The 22,299-nt window shown below is 64.5% G+C and carries 18 protein-coding genes; 13 read left to right on the top strand and 5 right to left on the bottom strand.

Annotated elements, in window-relative coordinates; translation table 11 throughout:
• Window positions 1-196 precede the first annotated feature (196 nt).
• Window positions 197-4,390 (bottom strand): peptidoglycan-binding protein, encoded by a 4,194-nt coding sequence (locus tag CK215_RS22675; RefSeq protein WP_095832221.1) that lies wholly within the window; start codon window positions 4,388-4,390, stop codon window positions 197-199.
• A gap of 461 nt (window positions 4,391-4,851) precedes the next feature.
• On the opposite strand from CK215_RS22675, the gene CK215_RS22670 reads away from it, so the two are divergent.
• The 7 genes from CK215_RS22670 (at window position 4,852) to CK215_RS22640 (ending at window position 13,092) form a co-directional block, all read left to right on the top strand.
• Entirely contained in the window at window positions 4,852-5,313 is a 462-nt protein-coding gene (locus tag CK215_RS22670) for a MerR family DNA-binding transcriptional regulator (protein WP_082980529.1), read from the top strand.
• Between the two features lie 229 nt (window positions 5,314-5,542).
• The gene (locus CK215_RS22665) at window positions 5,543-7,339 is read left to right on the top strand and encodes an acyl-CoA dehydrogenase (protein WP_095832233.1); all 1,797 of its coding nucleotides are present in this window, start codon (window positions 5,543-5,545) and stop codon (window positions 7,337-7,339) included.
• A 115-nt stretch (window positions 7,340-7,454) separates the two neighbouring features.
• Complete coding sequence (locus tag CK215_RS22660) at window positions 7,455-7,898, top strand: endonuclease domain-containing protein (RefSeq protein ID WP_095832220.1); 444 nt, start codon at window positions 7,455-7,457, stop codon at window positions 7,896-7,898.
• Window positions 7,895-9,064, top strand: coding sequence for an acyl-CoA dehydrogenase family protein (locus CK215_RS22655; protein WP_095832219.1), 1,170 nt, complete (start codon window positions 7,895-7,897; stop codon window positions 9,062-9,064). Before CK215_RS22660 ends, CK215_RS22655 begins: the two co-directional genes overlap by 4 nt.
• 33 nt (window positions 9,065-9,097) lie before the next feature.
• Window positions 9,098-10,306: an acetyl-CoA C-acetyltransferase gene (locus tag CK215_RS22650; RefSeq protein ID WP_095832218.1), complete on the top strand. Its 1,209-nt coding sequence runs from the start codon at window positions 9,098-9,100 to the stop codon at window positions 10,304-10,306.
• A gap of 14 nt (window positions 10,307-10,320) precedes the next feature.
• Window positions 10,321-12,540 (top strand): 3-hydroxyacyl-CoA dehydrogenase NAD-binding domain-containing protein, encoded by a 2,220-nt coding sequence (locus CK215_RS22645; protein WP_095832217.1) that lies wholly within the window; start codon window positions 10,321-10,323, stop codon window positions 12,538-12,540.
• Window positions 12,541-12,549: 9 nt separating this feature from the next.
• Window positions 12,550-13,092 carry a thioesterase family protein gene (locus CK215_RS22640; RefSeq protein WP_066996722.1) on the top strand — a complete coding sequence of 181 codons (543 nt, stop codon included), beginning with the start codon at window positions 12,550-12,552 and terminating at the stop codon, window positions 13,090-13,092.
• Window positions 13,093-13,104: 12 nt separating this feature from the next.
• Here the strand turns inward: CK215_RS22640 and CK215_RS22635 are convergent, their stop codons facing one another.
• Window positions 13,105-13,725 carry a flavin reductase gene (locus CK215_RS22635; RefSeq protein ID WP_095832216.1) on the bottom strand — a complete coding sequence of 207 codons (621 nt, stop codon included), beginning with the start codon at window positions 13,723-13,725 and terminating at the stop codon, window positions 13,105-13,107.
• Between the two features lie 253 nt (window positions 13,726-13,978).
• Between CK215_RS22635 and CK215_RS22630 the strand changes: the two genes are divergently transcribed.
• Together CK215_RS22630 and CK215_RS22625 are read left to right on the top strand one after the other, a co-directional pair.
• Window positions 13,979-14,620 (top strand): helix-turn-helix transcriptional regulator, encoded by a 642-nt coding sequence (locus CK215_RS22630; RefSeq protein ID WP_066996728.1) that lies wholly within the window; start codon window positions 13,979-13,981, stop codon window positions 14,618-14,620.
• A 10-nt stretch (window positions 14,621-14,630) separates the two neighbouring features.
• Window positions 14,631-15,515, top strand: a complete 885-nt coding sequence (locus tag CK215_RS22625) for a thermonuclease family protein (RefSeq protein ID WP_245418767.1) — start codon at window positions 14,631-14,633, stop codon at window positions 15,513-15,515.
• Here CK215_RS22625 and CK215_RS22620 read toward each other — a convergent pair.
• Window positions 15,478-17,127 carry a lysine--tRNA ligase gene (locus CK215_RS22620; RefSeq protein ID WP_095832231.1) on the bottom strand — a complete coding sequence of 550 codons (1,650 nt, stop codon included), beginning with the start codon at window positions 17,125-17,127 and terminating at the stop codon, window positions 15,478-15,480. The genes CK215_RS22625 and CK215_RS22620 overlap by 38 nt on opposite strands.
• A gap of 167 nt (window positions 17,128-17,294) precedes the next feature.
• Between CK215_RS22620 and CK215_RS22615 the strand changes: the two genes are divergently transcribed.
• Window positions 17,295-17,705, top strand: coding sequence for a tellurite resistance TerB family protein (locus CK215_RS22615; RefSeq protein ID WP_067322705.1), 411 nt, complete (start codon window positions 17,295-17,297; stop codon window positions 17,703-17,705).
• Here CK215_RS22615 and CK215_RS22610 read toward each other — a convergent pair.
• Window positions 17,702-18,553 (bottom strand): transporter substrate-binding domain-containing protein, encoded by an 852-nt coding sequence (locus tag CK215_RS22610; protein WP_245418766.1) that lies wholly within the window; start codon window positions 18,551-18,553, stop codon window positions 17,702-17,704. The genes CK215_RS22615 and CK215_RS22610 overlap by 4 nt on opposite strands.
• A gap of 244 nt (window positions 18,554-18,797) precedes the next feature.
• On the opposite strand from CK215_RS22610, the gene CK215_RS22605 reads away from it, so the two are divergent.
• The 3 genes from CK215_RS22605 to CK215_RS22595 all read left to right on the top strand — a co-directional run bounded on the left by CK215_RS22605 (window position 18,798) and on the right by CK215_RS22595 (window position 21,202).
• The gene (locus tag CK215_RS22605) at window positions 18,798-19,529 is read left to right on the top strand and encodes a LuxR family transcriptional regulator (RefSeq protein ID WP_066996863.1); all 732 of its coding nucleotides are present in this window, start codon (window positions 18,798-18,800) and stop codon (window positions 19,527-19,529) included.
• 277 nt (window positions 19,530-19,806) lie between these two features.
• Complete coding sequence (locus CK215_RS22600; RefSeq protein WP_066996739.1) at window positions 19,807-20,445, top strand: acyl-homoserine-lactone synthase; 639 nt, start codon at window positions 19,807-19,809, stop codon at window positions 20,443-20,445.
• A 10-nt stretch (window positions 20,446-20,455) separates the two neighbouring features.
• The gene (locus tag CK215_RS22595) at window positions 20,456-21,202 is read left to right on the top strand and encodes an enoyl-CoA hydratase-related protein (RefSeq protein WP_095832214.1); all 747 of its coding nucleotides are present in this window, start codon (window positions 20,456-20,458) and stop codon (window positions 21,200-21,202) included.
• A gap of 86 nt (window positions 21,203-21,288) precedes the next feature.
• On the opposite strand, the gene ppk2 is transcribed toward CK215_RS22595, so the two are convergent.
• Entirely contained in the window at window positions 21,289-22,194 is a 906-nt protein-coding gene (gene ppk2, locus CK215_RS22590; protein ID WP_095832213.1) for a polyphosphate kinase 2, read from the bottom strand.
• Window positions 22,195-22,299: the final 105 nt, after the last annotated feature.

The raw sequence follows: 22,299 nt of genomic DNA, 5'->3' as shown, positions 1-22,299 counted from the left end.
CCCCCCGGGGGGCCCCAGACGGCGGCCCGGGCGCGCTACGCCGCCCCCCCCCCCATGCCCCCACAAAACACACAATTTTTTTTTCCCGGGGGGCGGCGGGGGGCCACCCCCCCCCCCCCGCGCCGAAACGAAAACCGTCTCAATCAGTTAACAGGCAAATCTGTGGCAAGCCGTCGCGGAAGCGACGCGCCTGCCGTTATTTGTGCGCAAGCAGCGCCTTGACGAGCGGCGCATCGATCTCGCCGGTGGGCTTCATCTTGTTGTCGGTCTGAAAGGCCATGATCGCGTTCTTGGTCTTGTCGCCCATCACGCCGTCGGCGCCGCCGGCATCATAGCCATTCTTATTGAGGATCAGCTGGATGTTCTTCACCGCCTTCTTCATGTCGATGCCGGCGGTGGTCTGCGGCGTGCTGTCCTGCCAGGATTCCGGAATGTCGGCCGAGTTGCTGGCCGCGTTGAGCGGCTTTGCCTTCCACAGGTCCGTGGCGGCGCGCGCCCGCTCGAGCTGCTCGGGCCTCAGCGCATTGGCGATCTCGTCGCGTTTGGCCGCAGCGTCCTTGTCGCCGGTCTTGGCGACGAGAGCGAACCATTTGTAGGATTCCTCCAGGTTCTGCTTCATGCCGACGCCCTTGGCCGAAAGGATGCCGAGATTGAACTGGCTGTCCTTGACGCCGAGGTCGGCCGCCTCCTGGAACCAGTGCGCCGCCGACTCATTGTCGGTCACGCCGTCCGCCGCCATGGCGAACAGAACCGCCAGATTGTGCATGGCGCTGGCGTTGCCCTGTTCCGCCGCGAGTTGGTAATAGGTCTTGGCCTTCTTGATGTCGCGCGCGACGCCGATGCCCTTCTCGTAAAAATTGCCGATGCGGTATTCGGCCGGTGCGAAGCCCAGTTCGGCGGATTTCTCATACCATTTGGCGGCCGCCGCCATGTCTTCCTTGACGCCGCGCGATTCCGCGTAGCGCGAGCCGATCTCGAACAGCGCCTTGGCGTCACCGCCTGCGGCCGCGTCGTGCAGCGCCACCGGACCGATATCGGCCGGGACATCGATCTTGGCGGCCGATACTGCCGTCTGGCCGCCGCCCGGCGGGACGGTGCCCGTGGTGTCGGCGGACGTGCTTGCCGGCGTGCCGGCCGAGGAAGCGCCGGCTGCGGCGGCACCGGGCACTGCTGTGCTCGCCGGCGGCGGGCCGATGGTGGGCTGCGCGTCGCCGTCCGTGTCCATGGCAGGCCCGTTCGCAGCCGGAGAGACTGGCTCCGACGGTGTCGCCGAAGCCATCGGCGCGGGCCGGGCTGGCGCGGACGGAGTCGCCGGAGCAGGCGCCGGTTCGGCTGGCGCCGCGGCCGCGGGCATTTCGAGTGCGGATGGCTGAAAGGCGGCCTGTGGCGTTGGATCGTCCTTCGACGGCTCGGCCTGCCTGACGGCACGCGCGGGCGCGCTCTCGGGCTTCGCAGTGCCCGTGTCGGGCTTGGGCGTGCTGACATCGAGCGAGGCGGTTTCGACCGATTGGGTGGAGACCATCGGCGCGACGTCGTTGCTGGCGACCGGCGCGGGGTCGGAGAAGAACGCCTTGCCGAGCTGCAGGCCGGCCAGTGCCATCATGATCGCGGCCGCCGCCATCAGGATCGGCTTGCGCCGCGCCTTGAGCAGATCGCCGATTCTGAGCGCCTTCACCGGGCCGGTCATCGTCGACTGCCGCTTCAGCGCGTCGGCTTCCGCGGCGGCGGCCTGCGCCGCGCGGCGGGCGGCCGCGATGAAATCGGATTTGGCGGCATCTGTCTCGCTGCGCTTGGCCGGCTGACCGCCGCGCTCGTCGCGCACGCGCTTCATGATGGCGTTGAGGTCCGGCGCGCCGGATCCAGGTTCGAGCGGCCGGTTGGCGGCTCTGGGATCGAGCGGTTCGTCGATGTCGACGGTCGGAACGTCGCCGGCCGGTGCCGAGCCGGCAAGCGGCGGCGTGTCCTCGTTCTTCTTGCCCCTGAAGGCGCGCGCCAGTCCGCTGAACATCGACTTCTTGCGGCCGGTCGTCTCGGCCCTCTCGCCGATTTCGTCCGATCCGAGCGCAGCCATTGCGGCGGCGGCCGCGGCCTCGGCGGGCGTGCGAGCGGCAGCTTCGCCGCGCATTACAGGTTCGCCACGCGTAACAGATTCGCCACGCGTAACAGGTTCGCTACGCGTAACAGGTTCGCCACGCGTAACAGGTTCGCCCGGTGCAGCCGGCTCGTTTCGCGAAACCGGATCGTGGCGCAGGATGGAGGCGGCGCGCGCATCGAGATCGGCGATGTCTCCGGTCAGTGGCAGCGGCTGGTCGATATCCATCGACGGCGCGTCCTGGACGGCGATCTTGCCGGTGCGGGCGGCCCGCTTGCCGCCCGGCTGCGGGTCGATCAGTTCGCTGACCGCTTCACTGGGACCTTCGGCCTCCAGCGAGCCGAGCCGGTCGACGATCTTGAGCAGCGTGTCGTGGATCGCCTCGAACGTGCGCGAATTGCGCTCGTCGGAACGGCGGGTGAGCGCTTCGAGCGTCTTCAGGTCCTGCGCGAGCCCGCTCACGGCGGCTGCGTTGGAAGCAGCCGTGCCGGAACTCGATTCGCCCAGCGACCGCACAGCGTTCTCCGCAGCCTCGCGCGCGACGGTGAGGATGGAATCGCGCGTGCCGGCCAGCGACTTCTCGATCTCGTCGAGGCGCGGGCTGATGTCCTCGAAGTCGGGCAGCGGTGCGCTCGGCTTCGAAAGATGCGCCGAAAGGGCGGTCACCTGCGACTCAAGGCTGCGGATCAGTGCCGGATCAATGCCGGCGACCTGCGCGGCGGAGGATTCCAGCCGGCTGGAAATGTCCTCGAGCCGGCTTTCCAGGCCACGGATCGCCATCTCGTTGGCGGGATCGGGCGCGCGCGTCTCGATGCGCTTGGCAAGCGCGGTGAAGCGGGCGTCGATCGCCTCCATGATACCGGTGGCGTCGTCCTGTCGCATGCGCTGGTCGAGCCTGTCGGCGACTTCGTCCAGCCGCCGCTCGAGGTCGCGGAACAGCAGGTTGCTCTGCTCGATGGCATCGCCCTGGCGGCGCTCGAGCAGCGTGGACAGCGCGTCGAAGCGCTGCTCCAGGCCCTGGAAGATGTGGTCGGCGTCGGGCATCGCCGGCGCGCGGTCTATCTTGTCGGTGATCAAAGCAATTTGCTTGCCGAGACGCTCCATCGCCTGCTCCGGCAGGTTGGCGCGCCCGGCGAGCTCGTCCACACGGCTGGACAGAAGGTTGAGGCGGTCGATGACCTCGGCGCCGGGACGTGACTGCGCGACCTCCTCGATCTGCTCCGCCAGCGAGGCGATCCGTTTCTCGATTCGCCCGAAGGTTTCCGGATCGAAGGCATTGGCCTGCGCGGCCACGGTCGAGGCGACGATGGCGCGCGAGATCTCGTCCAGCCGCTCGTCGATCATGGCAAGCGTCTCGCCGCCGCGCATCGTCTGCTGGCTGGCGAAACGGTCGACCGCGCCGGCGAGGGTGCGCACCTTTTCCTCCAGCGAGGCGAGCGACAGCGATTGCGGCAGGTTGTTGACCGCGCTGCTGATCTGTTCGAGGCGGTCGGTCAGCGCCGAAAGATTGGGACCCTCGGCGCGCTGGCGCTGGTCGGCGTCGACGCGATCCTCGAAGGCGCTCCAGCGGCGATCGAAATCGTCCCAGCGGCGGTCGACGGCCTGCACGCTTTGGTCGACGGCCCGCACGCTTTCCTCGCGCGCCAGCGTGTCGAGCGCCGCCTTGACCTGCTCCAACTCCAGCCGCAGCAGGTTGACGCTGCGATCGTCGCTTTTTTCGGCAAGCGTGTGGATGGCGCCGGAAAGCCGTTCGAACTCGAGGCTGAGCTCGGCGCTGTTCTTGTCGGCGGGGGCACCATGCTGGCTCGCCGCCTGCATGGCGCGATCGATATCCTGACGCAGCGCGTCGAATTCGCGCTGCAGGCCGGCGGTCATCTGATGGCGCAACTCCTCGCGCAGTCCGCGCAATTCGACCGCGATCTTGCCAACCATCGCGACGCCGTCTTCCTGTCCGCGCACCCGGTCGATGTCGCGGGCAATGGCCTGATAATTGGGGCCGAAGTCGGAAGCTGCGGCCGCCGGGTTCTGCGGCCCGCGGTTTTGCGGTCCTCGATTTTGGTCCCTCTGCGTCGTGTAGGGTTCCTCGTACCAGCGGGGCGAACCATAAGGTTGCGCGGCCGCATAGCGCGGCTCGGGGGCCGGCCGCCGCGGATCGGGGCGCTCAGGCGTGTCGCTGCGCGTCCGCTCCAGCCGCTGCTCCAGCGTTTCGAGCGAGCGGCTCAGATCCTCCAGCGAGGTCTGCGACCGGCGCTGCCTACCGGCGTTGAGTGTATCGAGATAGGACCGCTTGCTGTTCATCGATGCGCCCGTGTTCAGAATGACCGGCTGAGACCGGTTTCCCAGAGTCTGCCGGGAACGAAGGCGTCCGCGCGGTTTTGCTGCGGAGGAAGACGGGCTTCCCGGGTTTCTCACCCACGCTTCGAAAACCGTGAAAAATTCGCTACAGGATAAACACGGGTGACCGACATGCGCACATTTCGCCCAACGTGGTAAACAAGGCGTTAACCAACCTTAAGAAATGGCGCATAATCCTGACCCGCCGGCCCGATGGCTTCCGAGTGCGGCATAAAGCTGTGTTTCCGACAACGCCCTTGCGTCAGGTGCCGGCTGTCGGTATAGAATTGACGTAAACGTAAAAGGTGCGAAGCCGTGCCTCTTGCGATTGAAGTGTCGAAACCACGATTGGAAGCACGCCCCCGCTTCCACTCAGGCGACGTTTGGTCCGTGACCGCGACGCCATCAGGGGAAAGCCAGTGACCATGAAACTTGTTTCGCCCGGCGAAGCCGCGGCCAATAGCAATCACATATCGGTCGAGACCGACGAAGAATTCGTCCGCATCGGCGAGATGGCCAAGAAGTACGGCGTGACCTTGCGCACGCTGCGATTCTACGAGGACAAGGGCCTGCTCAATCCGAAGCGCGACGGCTCGACCCGTCTCTACACGCGCCGCGACAAGGCCCGGCTGAAGCTGATCCTGCTCGGCCGCAAGGTCGGGTTCTCGCTGCGGGACGTCAAGCAGATGATGGATCTTTACGATCCGACCGGATCCAACACCAAGCAGTTGCGGCTGGCGCTCGACAAGTCCGAGAAGCAGCTTGCCCGGTTGCAGAAGCAGCGCGCGCTGATCGATGAGGCTATCAGCGACTTGAGCAATTCGATGGCGATCGTTCGCCAGATGCTGGCCGAGCGGGCTGCGCCGCAGGCAAGCGCCGCCGGCTGATCTCACGCGAACGGCATAGCCCAGGATAGAGAAAGCCGCGTGGCTGCAGCCGCGCGGCTTTTTTGTTGCCCTGAGCCAGCGCTCATCAAAAATTTCGGGCTGCGACGAAGTTGACGTTTACGCAAACGTCAATATTTGCTATCGGGGGCATCGACATTGGCTCGGCCTCCCATCCGCATCCGGATCGGGAGCTTGCTGGACCGGCCGGACCGCAAGGGTGGAGGAAGGCATGACGATCTACAGGGCGCCCGTCCAGGACACGCTGTTCGTGCTCAACGACGTGCTCGGCTACCAGCGCTATTCTAATCTTCCGGGCTTCTCGGACGCCACGCCGGACGTCGTCGAGGCGATCCTTGCCGAAGGCGCCAAGCTCGCCGAAAACGTCATGCATCCGCTGAACCGGGTCGGCGACATGGAAGGATGCGTGCGCCATGACGACGGTACGGTGACCACGCCCAAGGGCTTCGAGGACGCTTTCAGCCAGTATCGCGAGGGCGGCTGGATGGGCCTAGCGGCACCCGCCGAGTTCGGCGGCCAGGGTCTGCCCTATACGGTCCACACCGCGGTCTCCGAATACATGGTGTCCGCCAATATGGCGCTGATGATGTATCCCGGCCTCACGCAGGGCGCGATCGCGGCCATTGTCACCCATGGCACGGACGAGCAGAAGGCCACCTGGTTGCCCAGGCTGATCGAGGGCGTCTGGACCGGCACCATGAATCTCACCGAGCCGCACTGCGGCACCGATCTCGGCCTGCTGCGCACCAAGGCGGTGCCCAATGGCGACGGCACCTACAGGATTTCCGGCCAGAAGATATTCATCTCCGCCGGCGAGCACGACATGGCCGACAACATCGTCCATCTGGTGCTGGCCCGCGTCGAGGGGGCGCCGGAAGGCGTCAAAGGCATCTCGCTGTTCATCGTGCCGAAGTTCAGGCTCGACGGCTCGGGCAATGTCAGCGCGCGCAACGCGCTCTCCTGCGGCTCGATCGAGGAGAAGATGGGCATCCACGGCAACTCGACCTGCGTCATGAACTATGACGAGGCCGAAGGCACTTTGCTCGGCGAGTTGAACGGCGGCCTGAAAGCCATGTTCACGATGATGAACGAGGCCCGCCTGGGCGTTGGCCTGCAAGGGCTCTCGGTCTCGGAGATCGCCTATCAGAACGCGGTGGCTTACGCCAAGGACCGCCTCCAGGGGCGGTCGCTGTCGGGCATCAAGGCGGCGGACAAGAAGGCCGACCCGATCATCGTCCATCCCGATATCCGCCGCTCGCTGATGACCATGAAGGCGTTCAACGAGGGCGGCCGAGCGCTGGCGCTGTGGACGGCGATCAAGTCGGACGTCGCGCACCGCTCCGGTGACGACAGGGACCGCCAGTCGGCCGACGACTACACCGGTCTGCTGACGCCGGTGGTCAAGGGCGTGCTGACTGACAAGGGCTTCGATCACGCCGTGATGGCGCAGCAGGTGTTCGGCGGCCACGGCTACATCGAAGAACACGGCATGAGCCAGTTCGTCCGCGATGCCCGCATCGCCATGATCTATGAAGGCGCCAACGGCATTCAGGCGCTTGATCTGGTCGGCCGCAAGCTGGCGCAGAATGGCGGCCGCGCCGTGCAGGCCTTCTTCAAGGAGGTCGGCGAATTCTGCGAGGAAAACCGCGCCGACGACAAAATGGCGCCCTTCACCAAGGCGCTGAAGAAGGGCCTCAACGACCTGCAGGCGGCGACCATGTGGCTGGTGCAGAATGCCATGGCCAAGCCCGACAATGCGGGCGCCGCCTCGACCGACTACATGCATCTCTTCGGGCTTGTCGCGTTGGGCTACATGTGGGGCCAGATGGCCAAGGCCGCCCAAACGAAGCTCGCCGAAGGTGCCAATGGGGCCTCGTCGTTCTACGACAACAAGCTCGTGACGGCGCGCTTCTTCATGGAGCGGATCATGCCGGAGACCGCGACGCGCCTCGCCCGCATTTCCAGTGGCGCGGATACGCTAATGGCACTGCCGGCGGAAGCGTTCTAGAAATGCTCGGCGTCCCCTCCCCCTTGAGGGGAGGGTGGCCCGAAGGGCCGGGAGGGGTCGCCCGCGACGAACTCGACGCCAATTCTGGCGACGCCCTGGGAGAAGGACTAACACAATGCCCCGCACGCGGGTCAGTTTCGAGATGCGACAGAAAGCGCGCTCGCTTCGTCTGCACACGACGAAGGCCGAGTCCCTGCTGTGGTACGAATTGCGCGAGCTGACGGCTGATGGCCTGAAGTTCAGGCGGCAATCGCCGATCGGCCCGTACATTGTCGATTTCGTCTGCCCGAAGGTCAAACTGATCGTCGAGGTCGACGGCGACCTGCACGAAACCGAAGCTGGCAGACGTCATGATGTGAACCGCGACGCCTATTTGCGGTCACTCGGGTACGTCGTTGTCAGGATTGATGAGCCTGATGTCATTAACAGTGCATGGCATGTGGCGCAGTTTGTTAAGGACAAGGCCGAGCACCTCATCGGCGACCCCTCCCGGCCGCTTCGCGGCCACCCACCCCTCAAGGGGGAGGGGGACGCCGGCGCAGTGGAGGAAACAGCATGACAAATCCAGCCGAAGTTCTTGGCCTGCCGAAGCCCGCCTGGGCGGCGGACGAAGTCGGCATGCTCTACGATATGGCGAGCCGCTTCATGTCGGAGGAGATCGCGCCGCGCTACGAAGAGTTCGAGAAGAACGAGATTTTCGACCGCGAGAGCTGGCTGAAGGCGGGCGCCGCCGGCCTGCTCTGCGCCTCTATGCCGGAGAAATATGGCGGCTCCGGCGGCACCTTCGCGCATGAGAGTGCCATCATCGAGGCTATCGGCCACGTCGGGGTCGACGGCTTCGGCATCGGCCTGCACAACTCGATCGTCGCGCCATACATCCTGCATTACGGCTCCGAGGAGCAGAAAGAAAAATGGCTGCCGAAACTGGCGACCGGCGAGCTGATCGGCGCCATCGCCATGACCGAGCCCGGCGCCGGCTCCGACCTTCAGGGCGTCAAGACCCGTGCCGAGAAGGACGGCAATCACTACAAGATCAACGGCTCCAAGACCTTCATCACCAACGGCCAGCTTGCCAACCTTATCATCGTCGTCACCAAGACCGATCCGGACAAGGGCGCCAAGGGCACCTCGCTGATCGTCGTCGAGACCGACGAGGTCGAGGGCTTCGAACGCGGTCGCAACCTCGACAAAATAGGGCTCAAGGCCAACGACACCTCCGAGCTGTTCTTCAACGACGTGCGCGTGCCGACCTCCAACCTGCTCGGCCATGAGGAAGGCAAGGGCTTCGTCCAGCTGATGCAGCAATTGCCGCAGGAGCGGCTGCAGATCGGCACCGGCGCGATCGCCATGATCGAGCGGGCGCTGGCGCTGACCATCGACTACGTCAAGGAGCGCAAGGCCTTTGGCAAGGCGATCATCGATTTCCAGAACACCCAGTTCAAGCTGGCCGAGCTGAAGACCGAGGCCACGATCGGCCGCGTCTTCTACAACGACTGCGTCGCCCGCCACATCGACGGCGGCCTCGACCCGGTCACCGCCTCTATGGCCAAATACTGGCTGTCCGACCTGCAGGGCAAAGTCGTCGACGAATGCCTTCAACTGCATGGCGGCTATGGCTACATGAACGAATATCCGATCGCCCGCATGTTCCGCGACGCCCGCGTCCAGCGCATCTACGGCGGCACCAACGAGATCATGAAATTGCTGATCGGGCGCTCTCTGTGAGCGCAGCGACCGGCAAACCCAAGGAGCACGAAAATGGCCGAAGCTTACGTCTATGACGCCGTGCGCACGCCGCGCGGCAGAGGCAAGAAGGATGGCTCGCTGCACGAGGTGCCGGCGGTGCGGCTCGCGGCAAAGACGCTTGAGGCGCTGCGTGACCGCAACGCGCTCGACACCGGCACTGTCGACGACATCATCTTCGGCTGCGTCGATCCGGTCGGCGAAGCGGGCTCGGTCATTCCGCGCGCCGCCGCCTTCGAGGCCGGCTACGACACCAAGGCGCCCGGCATGCAGATATCGCGCTTCTGCGCTTCCGGACTCGATGCCATCAATTTCGGCGCCGCCAAGATCGCGCAAGGCGCGGACGAGATCGTCATTGCCGGGGGCGTAGAATCCATGTCGCGTGTCGGCATGGGCATGTCCGGCGGCGCCTGGTTCATGGACCCCTCCGTCGGGCTTCCCGGCTGGTTCGTGCCGCAGGGCATCTCGGCCGACCTGATCGCGACGAAATACGGGTTCAGCCGCGACGACGTCGACGCTTACGCCGTCGAGAGCCAGAAGCGCGCCGCCAAGGCGTGGGACGACGGCCGCTTCAAGAATTCGGTGGTCCCGATCAAGGACCAGAACGGCCTCACCATCCTCGACCGTGACGAGCACATGCGGCCGTCGACCGACATGCAGTCGCTGGCCTCGCTCAATCCGTCCTTCGTCATGCCGGGCGAAATGGGCGGCTTCGATGCGGTGGCCGTGCAGAAGCATCCGGAGGTCGAGGAAGTGAACCACGTCCACCATGCCGGCAACTCGTCCGGCATCGTCGACGGCGCCGCTGCTGTACTGCTCGGCTCCAAGAAGGCCGGCAAGGCCATGGGCCTGAAGCCCCGCGCGCGCATCCGCTCGTTCGCCAATATCGGTTCCGAGCCGGTGCTGATGCTGACCGGCCCGGTCGACGTCACCGAAAAGCTCTTGAAGCGTGCCAAGATGAAGCTGTCGGACATCGACCTGTTCGAGCTCAACGAGGCCTTCGCTTCCGTTGTGCTGCGCTATATGCAGGCCTTCGACATCCCGCATGACCAGATCAACGTCAATGGCGGCGCGATCGCCATGGGCCATCCGCTCGGCGCCACCGGCGCGATGATCTTCGGCACGGTGCTGGACGAGCTGGAGCGCCGCGACCTGAACACCGCGCTGGTCACGCTCTGCATCGGCGCCGGCATGGGCACCGCCACCATCATCGAACGCGTCTGACGGGGAGAGAAAAGATGAGCTACACCAATTTCACCCTCGACGTGGACGCCGACGGGATCGCGCTGGTCACCTGGGACATGCCGGGCCGCTCGATGAACGTCTTCACCGAAGAGGCGATGCGCGAGCTCAACGCCATCGTCGATCGTGTGGCGGGCGACGCCGCCATCAAAGGCGCGGTCATCACCTCCGGCAAGGACACCTTCTCCGGCGGTGCCGACATCACCATGCTGCAGAAGATGCTCGCCACCTTCGCCGTCGAAAAGGAAAAGGACCTCGAAAAGGCGACCAAGGCGCTGTTCGACAATGCCGGCTATATGACCGGCCTGTTCCGCAAGATCGAGACCTGCGGCAAGCCTTGGGTGTCGGCGATCAACGGCACCTGCATGGGCGGCGCCTTCGAGATGTCGCTCGCCTGCCATGGCCGCGTCGCGGCCGATTCCGACAAGGTGAAGATGGCACTCCCCGAGGTGAAGATCGGCATCTTCCCGGGCGCCGGCGGCACCCAGCGCGTGCCGCGGCTGACCGATCAGCAGCAGGCGCTGCAGATGCTGACCAGCGGCCAGAACCTGACGCCGCAAAAGGCGAAGTCGATGGGCCTGATCCACGAGATCGCCGAGCCGAAGAAGCTTGTCGAGACCGCCAAGGCGATGATCAAAAACGGCCTGAAGTCGGTGGCGCCGTGGGACGAAAAGGGTTTCAAGCTGCCCGGCGGTCCGATCTATTCGGCGGCCGGCGCCAATCTTTGGCCGCCGGCCATCGCCATCCTGCGCCGCGAGACCTACGGCAATTATCCGGCGGCCGCCTCGATCCTGAAATGCGTCTATGAGGGCCTGCTGGTGCCCTTCGACACCGGGCTCCGGATCGAGCAGCGCTACTTCACCGAGATCTTGCAGACCAAGGAAGCGGCGGCGATGATCCGCTCGCTTTTCGTGTCGCTGCAGGAACTGAACAAGGGCGCGCGCCGCCCGGCCGGCGTGCCGGATAGCAAGTTCAAGAAGATCGGCATCCTCGGCGCCGGCTTCATGGGCGCCGGCATCGCCTATGTCACGGCCAAGGCCGGCATTCCGGTCGTGCTGCTCGACCGCGACATGGAGTCGGCCGAGAAGGGCAAGGCGCATTCCGACAGCCTGATTTCGGACCAGGTGAAGAAGGGCCGCGCCAAGCCCGAAGAGAAAGACAAGTTGCTGTCGCTGATCACGCCGACGGCCGACTATGCCGACCTTGCCGGCTGCGACCTTGTCGTCGAGGCGGTGTTCGAGGATTCAGGCGTGAAGAAGCTCGCCACCGAGAAAGCGGAAGCGGCGCTGAAGTCCTCGGCGATCTTTGCCTCGAACACTTCCACCATTCCGATCACCTCGCTGGCGAAGAACTCGGCGCGGCCGAAAAACTTCATCGGCATCCACTTCTTCTCGCCCGTCGACAAGATGATGCTGGTCGAGATCATCCTCGGCAAGAAGACCGGCGACAAGGCGCTCGCGGTCGCGATCGACTTCGTACGCGCCATCAAGAAGACGCCGATCGTCGTCAACGACACGCGCGGCTTCTACGTCAATCGCTGCGTGCTGCGCTATATGTCGGAAGCCTACAAGATGCTTATCGAAGGCGTCCCTGCGGCGATGATCGAGAACGCCGCCAAGGCCGCCGGCATGCCGGTCGGCCCGCTGGCGCTGACCGACGAGACGGCGATCGACCTTGCCCAGAAGATCATGAAGCAGACCATCAACGATCTAGGCGAGAAAGCCGTCGACCCGAAGCAGATGGCGCTGATCAACACCATGGTCGACACGCATGGCCGCTTCGGCCGCAAGAACGGCAAGGGCTTCTACGACTATCCTGCCAAGCCGGCGAAGAAGAAGCTGTGGCCGGGTCTCAAGGATCTCTATCCGCAGCTGAAGCCCGAGAAGGTCGACTACGAGGAGCTCAAAGAGCGCCTGCTGGTCACCATCGCCCTGGAGGCGGTGCGCGTCATGGAGGAGGGCATCGTCACCGATCCGCGCGAGGCGGACGTCGGCTCGATCCTCGCCTTCGGCTTCGCGCCGTTCACCGGCGGCGCGCTCTCCTACATCGACGGCATCGGCGCCAAGCGTTTCGTCAAGATCGCCAAGGGCCTGCAGAAGAAATACGGGGCCGAGTTCAAGGCGCCCAAGCTTTTGCTCGACATGGCCGAGAAGGGCGAGACTTTCTACCAGCGCTTCGACCCTTACCAGAAGGGCGAGGTCAAGAAGGCCGCCTGACGAACTCCGATGTATGTCTGGGGGCGCCTCGCGCGCATGATGGCCACGGCGCGTAGCCGTGGCCCTTATCAAATCGGCGATCAGAGCCGGCTGGCCTTTCGCTGCCTGCCGACCGACATCGATTTCAACAGCCATCTCAACAATGCCCGTTACATGATGCTGGCCGATCTTGGCCGTATCGACGTTTTTCTTCGCGCCGGTCTTGTCGCGCTCGCGCGGCGGAACGGCTGGGCGCCGATGATCGGTGGGCTGCAATCGGCCTATGTGCGCGAGATCAGGCTGTGGCGCCGCTTCGAGGTGGTGTCGTCGATCGAGACCTGGGAAGGCACTTCGGTGATCGGCAAGCACCGCTTCGTCCTCGACAATGGGGAGACAGCGGCGCTGATCCTGACCACCGGCGGCGTCTATGACCGGCGCGGCCGCCGCTTTCTCGAGATTGAGGCAGTCGTCGCGGCGCTCGGCCATTCGGCGCAACCGCGCCCGCCGACCGAGCCCGAGCAAGCATTCATGATCTCGCACCGGAACCTCCGCGAGCAGGCCAAGCGGGCCTGATCGAGCAAGCGTTCAATGTTCGGCCCGGAAGGTTTTGCCCAGATCGACCGCGTCGCCAAAATAGTGCCGGAACACATAGAACAGCGGATTCCATCGCGCAGTGTCGATGTGGTTCGTTCCCGGCAAGACGATGCTGCGGTGCGCATGAACCCGCTGCACGTCTACCTCCATGATGAGGTGCGTCGAGGATGCGCCTTGCTGCTTCGCGCTGCGATGGCAGGTCAACAGGCGTGTTTCGAACTGCAGGGGGCATTCTGCGATGCGCGGCGTCCGGATCAATTCGCTGCGCTGGATCGCAAAGCCGCCTAAAGCGAACTTGTCGGCCTCATGAACGAACCCCAATTCGGCCTTATGGGGTGGAACTGGATTCGCACCCGTGGTGCGCGCGATCCGTTCGACATTCGCCCAGAGGCTGGCCGCGGGAAAATTGAGGGTGCATTCGCCATCCTGCAGAAGATTGATGGCGCCCTGGGTCGCCGAACTCAAGCCGAGGACCACGCATGAACCCAAGGCCCACGCGGACGACATGGGTGTAATGTTGGCGGCGCCGTCATGGTTTCGGGTAACCATCAGGACGACAGGCGTCCCAAAATAAAGAACGGATGGGGCGATGCATTGGTGGTTCGGCAACATGAGCAGTCCTTCGCAATTCGAGAACCGTACCCTACCAAGCTTGCGCACCGAGACGTTTCGGCCGGGGTCGAACGATGCATTGCGCACGCGGCGACATGTCGGTGCCGGCGCCCGGCACAGGATCGAGTCCCATCAATCCTGCGGAAGCGGGCGACTTTCTCTCGAATCCGCTGTTCGCGCCGGTGGACAATTGAATGGTCGCGCGCTAGACAGCAGTGAGGCATTTTTTCCTGTTTTTCGAAGGAGAGCGGACTTGCTCTCACACGATCGCGTCTGGGCCGCAATCGATGCTCTTGCCGAGCGCTATTCGCTCTCGGCTTCCGGTCTCGCCCGCCGCGCGGGCCTCGATTCGACCGCCTTCAACAAATCCAAGCGCCTGTCCTCCGACGGCCGGCCGCGCTGGCCTTCGACCGAATCGCTGGCCAAGATCATCGAGGCCACCGGCGCCTCGCTGGAAGAATTCACCGTGCTGGTTGAGGGTCACGGTCCCTCCGCCGTGCCGCCGCCGCGTATGGCCGTGCCGCTGCTTGGCTTCGCCCAGGCCGGTGCCGGCGGTTTCTTCGACGATGCCGGCTATCCCTCGGGGCAGGGCTGGGATCTGGTCGAGCTTCCGGCGCGGGCGGCGGAAACCTCCTATGCGCTGAAGGTCCAGGGCGATTCCATGCTGCCGCTCTACCGCAATGGCGACGTGCTGATCGTCGAGCCGGGCGCGCCGACGCGCAAGGGCGACCGCGTCGTCGTCAAGACCACCGCCGGCGAGGTGATGGCCAAGGTGCTCGACCGGCAGACCGCGAAGTCGGTCGTGCTGGTCTCGCTTAACCCCGCTCACCCGGACCGCGACATCCCGATGAGCGAGGTCGAGTGGGTGGCGCGGATCGTCTGGGCAAGCCAGTAGGTCCGGGCTGGTGCGGGTCCTCCATCTTGCCCTGGCGCTTGCGGCGGTTCCGGCAATGGCGGCGCTGGTCGCCGCCGGAGGCCGCTCGCTGAAGGGCAGCGAAAGCGTCGTCGCGGTCGACCAAATCGATCCGGCCAATGCACTTCCGGGGCAAGACGCCGATGTGGCGCCTCGGGAACCGATAACTGCGGAACCGGCGACGTCCGCCATTCTGGCGCCTGCCGCGCCGCAGCCGCCGAAGCCGGTGGCGCATTCGCGGGCAATCGATCCCGACGTGGTGGCGCCACCCGAAGTGCCTGCCGAGGAACTGGAACGGGTCGAGCCGCGCGCGCCGCTCAGCGATCTGGCGCTGGCCGGTCCGCCCAGGCCGCGGAAAACGAAACTGCCGGATGGCGAGGAGGGCACCAAGTTGCTCCAGCCCGTCGCCACCGCCGCCGGCCTGATCAAGGCCAAGGATTACTCCATCGCCGTGTCGGGCATCGACATCGTCAAAGAGGACGAGACCTGCAGCGACGAAGGCAAGTCATGGGACTGCGGGGTTCGCGCCAGGACGGCATTCCGCGCTTTCCTGCGTGGCCGGACCCTGGTCTGCTCCGTGCCGCCGCAAGGCGGGCAGAAGGCCATAGCGGTCAAGTGCTGGGTCGGCAACAAGGATGTCGGTCTGTGGCTGGTGGAAAACGGCTGGGCCCGCGCGGCGCGAGGCGGTCACTATGTCGAGGCGGGCGACAAGGCGCGCGCGGCGAGGAAAGGCATTTTCGGCGCCGCTCCGAACCTCGGCGGCCTGCCGGCATTGCCGGCCGCCACCGGCCCGGCGCCCGCCGCGCCGAGCTCCATCCTGCCGGCGGAAGATGGCGACGTTACGCCGCCAACTGACCAGCCAGGGCCCGCTCAATGAGCGCGCGCGTCTCCGTAATGCCGTAAAGCGCCGCGAAAGAACCGAAACGCGGCCCCCGTTCCTGTCCGATCAGCACCTGATAGATCATCTGGAAGAAGGCGACCGACACGCCGGGTCCGCCTTCCGGGCTCTGCTTGGAATGGTCCTGATAGCGCTCGATCCGCCGCGCGACGTTGAGCGCCGCGTTCTGGATCGCCTCGCCGTCCGCGCCCTGCGGCAGCGCGCCGAGCGCTTCCGAAAGCTTCGCCAGCGCCTCGCGCTCAACCTCGTCGGCGGCGCGATAGACCTTGGTCGGCTTCACGAAGTCGTCGAAATAGCGGATGGCATAGCCTGTCAGCCGGTCGAGCTCGGGGTGCGTCTGCGGCGTCACCCCGGACGCATGGCGCGAGATGAAACCCCACAGCACCGCCTTGTCATGCGCGTTGGAGGCGCTGACCAGATTGAGCAGCAGCGCGAAGGGGACCGGCAGGTCGATGGCCGGCGGATTGCCGTCATGCATGTGCCAGACCGGGTTGCCGAGCCGCTCCTTCCATTCCTGGCGCGGATAGGCGGACAGGAAGGCGTAATATTCGTCGACCGCCTTCGGGATAACGTCGAAATAGAGCTTCTTGGCCTGCCGCGGCCGCTGGTACATGTAGAGGCCGAGGCTCTCGGTGGGCGCATAGGTCAGCCATTCGTCGATGGTGAGCCCATTACCCTTCGACTTCGAGATCTTCTGGCCGTTCTCGTCGAGGAACAGCTCGTAGACGAAATGCTCCGGCGCGCGGCCGCCGAGGATGTTGCAGATGCGGTCGTAGATCGCCGCGTTGGTCTGGTGGTCCTTGCCGAACATTTCGAAATCGACGCCGAGCGCTGCCCAGCGCATGCCGAAATCCGGCTTCCACTGCAGCTTCACATGGCCGCCGGTGACCGGCAGCGTGGTCTCGCTGCCTTCGTCGTCGAAGGTGATGGTGCCGGCCTTGGCGTCGACATGCTTCATCGGCACGTAGAGCACGCGGCCGCTTTTCGGCGAGATCGGCAGGAATGGGCTGTAGGTCGCCTGGCGTTCTTCGCCGAGCGTCGGCAGCATCACCGCCATGATCTCGTCATAGCGCTCGGCGGCGCGCAACAGCACTTCGTCGAAGCGCCCGGACTTGTAGTATTGGGTCGCGCTGGCGAACTCATAGTCGAACCCGAACGTGTCGAGGAAGCGGCAGAGCATCGCGTTGTTGTGGTCGGCGAAGCTCGCATAGCCGCCGCCGAACGGATTGGGCACCGATGTGAGCGGCTTGTGCAGGTAGGGCTCGAGCGCTGCGCGATCCGGCACGTTGTCGGGAATCCTGCGCATGCCATCCATATCGTCGGAGAAGCACAAAAGCTTGGTCTTGACCTTGTCCTGCGTCAGCACGCGGAAGGCGTGCCTCACCATCGTGGTGCGCGCCACCTCGCCGAAGGTGCCGATATGCGGCAGGCCGGACGGGCCGTAGCCGGTCTCGAACAGGACGGTATCGGGAAAGTCCTTGTTCTTGTAGCGGGCAATGATCTTCTTGGCTTCTTCGAACGGCCATGCCTTGCTTTCGGCGGCGGCCGCAAGCATCTCGGCATTGAGATCGATGATGTTTGATCCCGTCATGTCACTTTCCAGGGTCATGGGCCGGCCAGATGTGTCGGCTTGGCGCGCAAAGATTTTCACCCGGTCTCTAGGCGCGACGGGCCGGAGCGTCAACGATTTGCGGCGCTTTTCCTTGCGGCGCCTCAATGGCAATCCTACGTTGAAGCCTCACCATCAAGGAGTTTTGAATGCCTTTGACGCCGCACGAAGCCCTGATCTATCTCATGGTCATCACTTCGGCATCCGACCGCGACATGACCGATGTCGAACTGGCGCGGATCGGAGACGTCGTCCGTTCTTGGCCTGTGTTTGTCGATTTCAACAGCGACAGCCTGGTCGGCGTGGCTCAAGCGTGCCAGCAGGCCTTGCACGATAAGGACGGGCTGGAAGGCGTCCTCGCGCGCGTCGCCGATGCGCTGCCGGAGCGGTTGCGTGACACCGCCTATGCCGCCGCTTTCGAGGTCGCGGCAGTCGATCTCGAAATGCGCATGGAGGAGTTGAGGGTGCTGCAGCTCATCCGACGGGAGCTCGATCTCGACACGCTCACCGTAGCGGCGATCGCACGGGCGGCGAAGGCCCGCCTGCGCACACTGACTTAGAAAAAGCTCACCGGAAAATAGCGCAGGTAGAACTCGGCGAAGGTTCCCTTGATCGAGATTTCCTGCAGCGCGTAGTCGAAGGCGGAGGCCAGCGCCGGGTCGCCCGCCCTGGTGGCGATCGCCATGCCGAAGCCCAGATATTCGGGCGCCAGATAAGGGCCGCCGGCGAAGCGGCAGCAGCCGGAGGCTTCCGAGCCGCCGAGCCAGAAGGCGAATCGCATGCCGTCGCCGAAGGCGGCGTCGATCCTGCCGGCCTTGAGGTCCGCGTAGAGGTCCTCGGGCTTGTCGAAAGGCACGACCTGCACCGTGCTGAAATAGTCGCGCAGCATCTTCTCATGCGCCGAGCCGGCGATGACGCCCACCCGCTTGCTGCGCAGCTTGTCGAGGATCGGCTCGGTAAACGCCTTGGCCTTCGGCATGATGAAGCGCGCCGGGAACTGCAGATAGGAACGCGAGAAGGCGTATTTCTCGCGGCTTTCCGGCGTCGCCGCGATGCCGGCGATGATCGCCTCGCCTTCGCCTTTCCGCAGCGCGTCGTCGAGATCGTTCCAGGGCAGCGCCTGGATCTGGCATTTCTCGACGATGCCGAGTTCGGCGCAGATCGCCCGCGCCAGGTCGATGTGGAAACCCGACAGCCGGCCGGAGCCGTCGAGGAAGTTGAAAGGCGGAAAATCGGTGGTGGTGAGGAACCTCAGCCTCGGCAACGCCGAAAGATCAGGCTTCGGCAGCCGCTCCTTGGCATCCCACAGCACCGGAACCTGCGGCTCCGCCGCGCGAGTCGCGCCGGCAAATGGCAACGCTCCGATCAGCGCCGACAGCAGGGCCAGAAATATCCATCGGAATGGCACGATAACGCTCCGCCCAATCATGTCCTTGGCTTTTCGTACGAAAACAGTGCAGGCACAATTGTTTTTGATTTCAAACGGGTGAATTCGGCGTATGGTTTAGTGCGTTTGCAAGTTCAGCGCGCGCCCGCAACGGGGGAGTCGCAGGTGTCGCGAAGAAACTTGTGGTCCGGGGTTGATGGCGAAGGGTGGTTCGGGCATCTACGATCGGTACGAAAAGCAGAAGCAACATGGGGTAGATGTTGCGATGAGCATGTTCGATAGAACTCTGGAATACATCGACCAATTACAGCACGCCAACACTGCTGCGGCAGTGTGCGAGCGGCTGCTCGGCGTCACCTCGAGTTTCGGGCTGACGGCGCTGATGGCCGGAACGGTCCCGCAACCCGGCACGCCGCGCGGCCAGCAGAAGGACCATGTGCTGCTCTGCGACTGGCCGGGCGAGTGGCTGGAGCGCTATGTGGCGCGCAACTATGTCGACCATGATCCGGTCGTCAGCCACATGAAGCAATTGCAGGCCCCGTTCCAGTGGCGGGAGGCTTCCCAGGCCATCGTCATCGACAAGAGCAGCGACGAGGTCATGGGCGACGCCCGCGAGTTCAAGCTGCGCGACGGCCTCGCCTTCCCGCTGGTCACGCTCGACGGCCAGATCGTCATGGTCTCGCTGGGTGGCGAGTCCGTTGAACTGTCGGACGTCGAATTCGGAATGGTCTCGCTGGTGTCCACCTACGCCATCGGCCGCGCCATGCAGCTTCACACGATGGCCGGCAAGGTCGTCGACCACATCGAACTCACACCGCGTGAGCGCGAATGCCTGCAATGGGCAGCTGTCGGAAAGTCCGAGTGGGAGATTTCGCAGATTCTCGGCATTTCGGAGCATACCTCCGAGAAGCACCTTCTCAACGCGAAGAGCAAACTGGGCGCCGCCAACCGTGTGCAGGCAGTCGCCGAGGCGATCAGGCGTGGCTATATTAGCTAAATCGGCCGGTGCTGGCCCAGAAACAGTCCCATGCGCATTCGCGTAATATCTTAAGCAAGGGCGAGCGGTGTCCTTGTCTTAAGAGAGGGCTAATACTTTCTTAACGCCAAAGCAAACTGGGCGTCGCCAACCGCGTGCAGGCGGTCGCGGAGGCAGTTAGGCGCGGCTATATTGGCGGGGTCGGTCGGTGCCGACCTAAAAATTCTTGCCTACGCGATCGCGTAATATTTTCCGGAGAGCCCGGCCGTATCTTCCTCTCAAGCCCAGGAGACGGCTAATGCTTTTTTCCCTCACAACTCAGGAATTGATGGAGCGCCCCGATCTGTGGGAAGCGGTTCACCGCCTGCGCTACAAGATCTTCGTCGAGGAGATGGGCTGGACCGATCTCGACCGCCCGGACGGCCTCGAGATCGACCAATTCGATCATGACGAGGCCGAGCATCACCTCGTCATCCGCAACGGCGAGCTAGCCGGCTATCAGCGCATGCTGCCGACGACGCGGCCGCATCTACTGACCGATGTGCTGACGGACCTCTATGAGGGGACGCCCCCCTCGGGGCCGCGAGTCTGGGAGCTGACCCGCTATGCGGTGGCGCCGGGCTTCCGTGATGGCAAGCGCGGCGTCTCGACGGTCGGCACCGAGCTGATCGCCGGTTTCGTCGAATGGGGCCTCAAGCGCAACGTCAACCAGGTCATCATCGAGTTCGAACCGATGTGGGTGCTGCGCGCGCTGCAGCTGCACTTCCTGGCGACGCCGCTCGGTTACCAGCGCACCTATGGCAACCAGCAGGTGGTGGCGACGCTGCTCACCTTTTCCGAGCATACGCTGGAGGTGGTGCGCCAGCGCCGCAACCACTTCCCGCCGGTGCTGATGAGAGGCTATCCCGGCCAGCTCGGCCTCAGACAGGCTTCGTGAGGAGGTTGTCATGAGCTTCCACCCCGAACCTGAGCTGCGCGGCCACACGCTGGTCGTCACCGTGTCCTCGCATGACGGCCGGCCGGTGCTGGACAGGCACGCCTATGCGAGCCTCGCCAGGACCTTCCACGAGGCCGCCGTCAATGACGAGGTTCGCGTGGTCTTGCTGCGCGGCCTTGCCGGCTGCTTCTGCCTCGGCGGCGACTTCTCGGAGTTCCTCGACGCCGCCAAGCACCAGCAGCTGATTGCCGCCGTCACCGATATGTTTCGCAGGCTTGCGACCTTTCCCAAGCCGGTCCTTGCCTGCGTGGACGGGGACGCCGTCGGCGTCGGCTGCACCATCCTGTTCCACTGCGACATGGTGATCGCCTCCAGGGGCAGCACGTTCAGGGTGCCGTTCGTCGATTTCGGCCTGGTGCCGGACGCGGCGACCAGCATCCTCGCGCCCCAGAAGCTCGGCTATGCCGGCGCCTTCCGCTTCTTCTGCCTGGGCGACACGCTGGGCGTCGACGACGCCAAGGCGCTCGGCCTTGTCGGCGAGATCGTGGAAGGCAGCGCCGAGGAAATGGCCTTGGCGCGGGCAAGGCAGCTCGCCAAGAAGCCGGTTGCCGCGCTGTTGCAGACCCGCGGCCTGCTCAAGGGGGATACGGACGTTCTGTGCGACCGCATCGACCATGAGATATCGCTGTTCCAGCAAGCGCTGCAGGACGACGCCACGCTGAAGCGTTTGCAGCGGATCGCCCGCCTCGCGGCGTGACACCTTGGTGGAAAGTCTCAGCGCCGCGTACCCGCGAAGGTGCGCGGCGCTGTAATGTTGGCCGCCGGCCGCGGGCACGGTGCAAGCTATTTCTCCAGGAACGACGGGCCTTCGCCGATGATCTTCTTGTCGGGCTTGCCGACGGCGTCGAGGTCGCGGCCGTCATAAGGTAAGGACAGAAGGATACGCTGGATCACCGCAAGCCGCGCACGGCGCTTGTCGTTGGCGCGCACGATGATCCAGGGCGCGAACTCCTTGTGAGTGCGCTCGAACATCAGGTCGCGCGCCTTGGTGTAGTCGTCCCATTTGCTGATGCCGGCGATGTCGATCGGCGAGAATTTCCAGTTCTTCAATGGCGACCAGCGGCGGTCATGGAACCGTTCGAGCTGCGTCTCGCGGCCGATGTTCAGCCAGAATTTGAAGAAGTGGATGCCCTCGTTGCAGATCATGCGCTCGAAATGCGGCGTCTCGTCGAGGAATGTCGCGTGCTGGTCGGGGGTGCAGAATCCTATCACCGGCTCGACGCCGGCGCGGTTATACCAGGAGCGGTCGAAGGTGACGAACTCGCCGGAGGTCGGGAAATGGTCGACATAGCGCTGATAGTACCATTGGCCATGCTCCGTCGGCGTCGGCTTGGTCAGCGCCACGTTGCGTGCCGTGCGCGGGTTCATGTACTGCCGCAGCACGAAGATCGTGCCGCCCTTGCCGGCCGCGTCGCGCCCCTCGAACAGCGCCAACACCCGTTTGCCGGTCGCCTGCAGCCAGGCCTGCGCCTTGACCAGCTCGATCTGCAGCCGCTCGAGTTCCTCGTCGTACTCTTCACCCTTCATCTTCTTGTCGTAGGGATAGCCGCCGGCGGTCAGCTTGTTGTCCTCGATCCAGTCCGGCAGCACCGGGTTGTCGATGTCGAACTCGCGTTCCTTACCCCCTATCCTCATCTTGATCGGTCCTGCGGCAGGCGCCGCGTCGGCATTTCCCTCGGCTTTTTTCATCGGGACGAACCTTTTCAGCTTGCGGACTCGTGCTATGGGAGCCTCTGAGGCGTTGCGTCCGTCTGGACGCGCGGTAGCACTTTGATTTTGCGCATGAACGTTCGA

The sequence above is a fragment of the Mesorhizobium sp. WSM3864 genome, from assembly GCF_002294955.1.
In the GTDB taxonomy this organism is placed as follows: domain Bacteria; phylum Pseudomonadota; class Alphaproteobacteria; order Rhizobiales; family Rhizobiaceae; genus Mesorhizobium.
The sequence above is the reverse complement of the archived record's forward strand: the minus strand, read 5'-3'. Positions and strand labels throughout refer to the sequence as shown.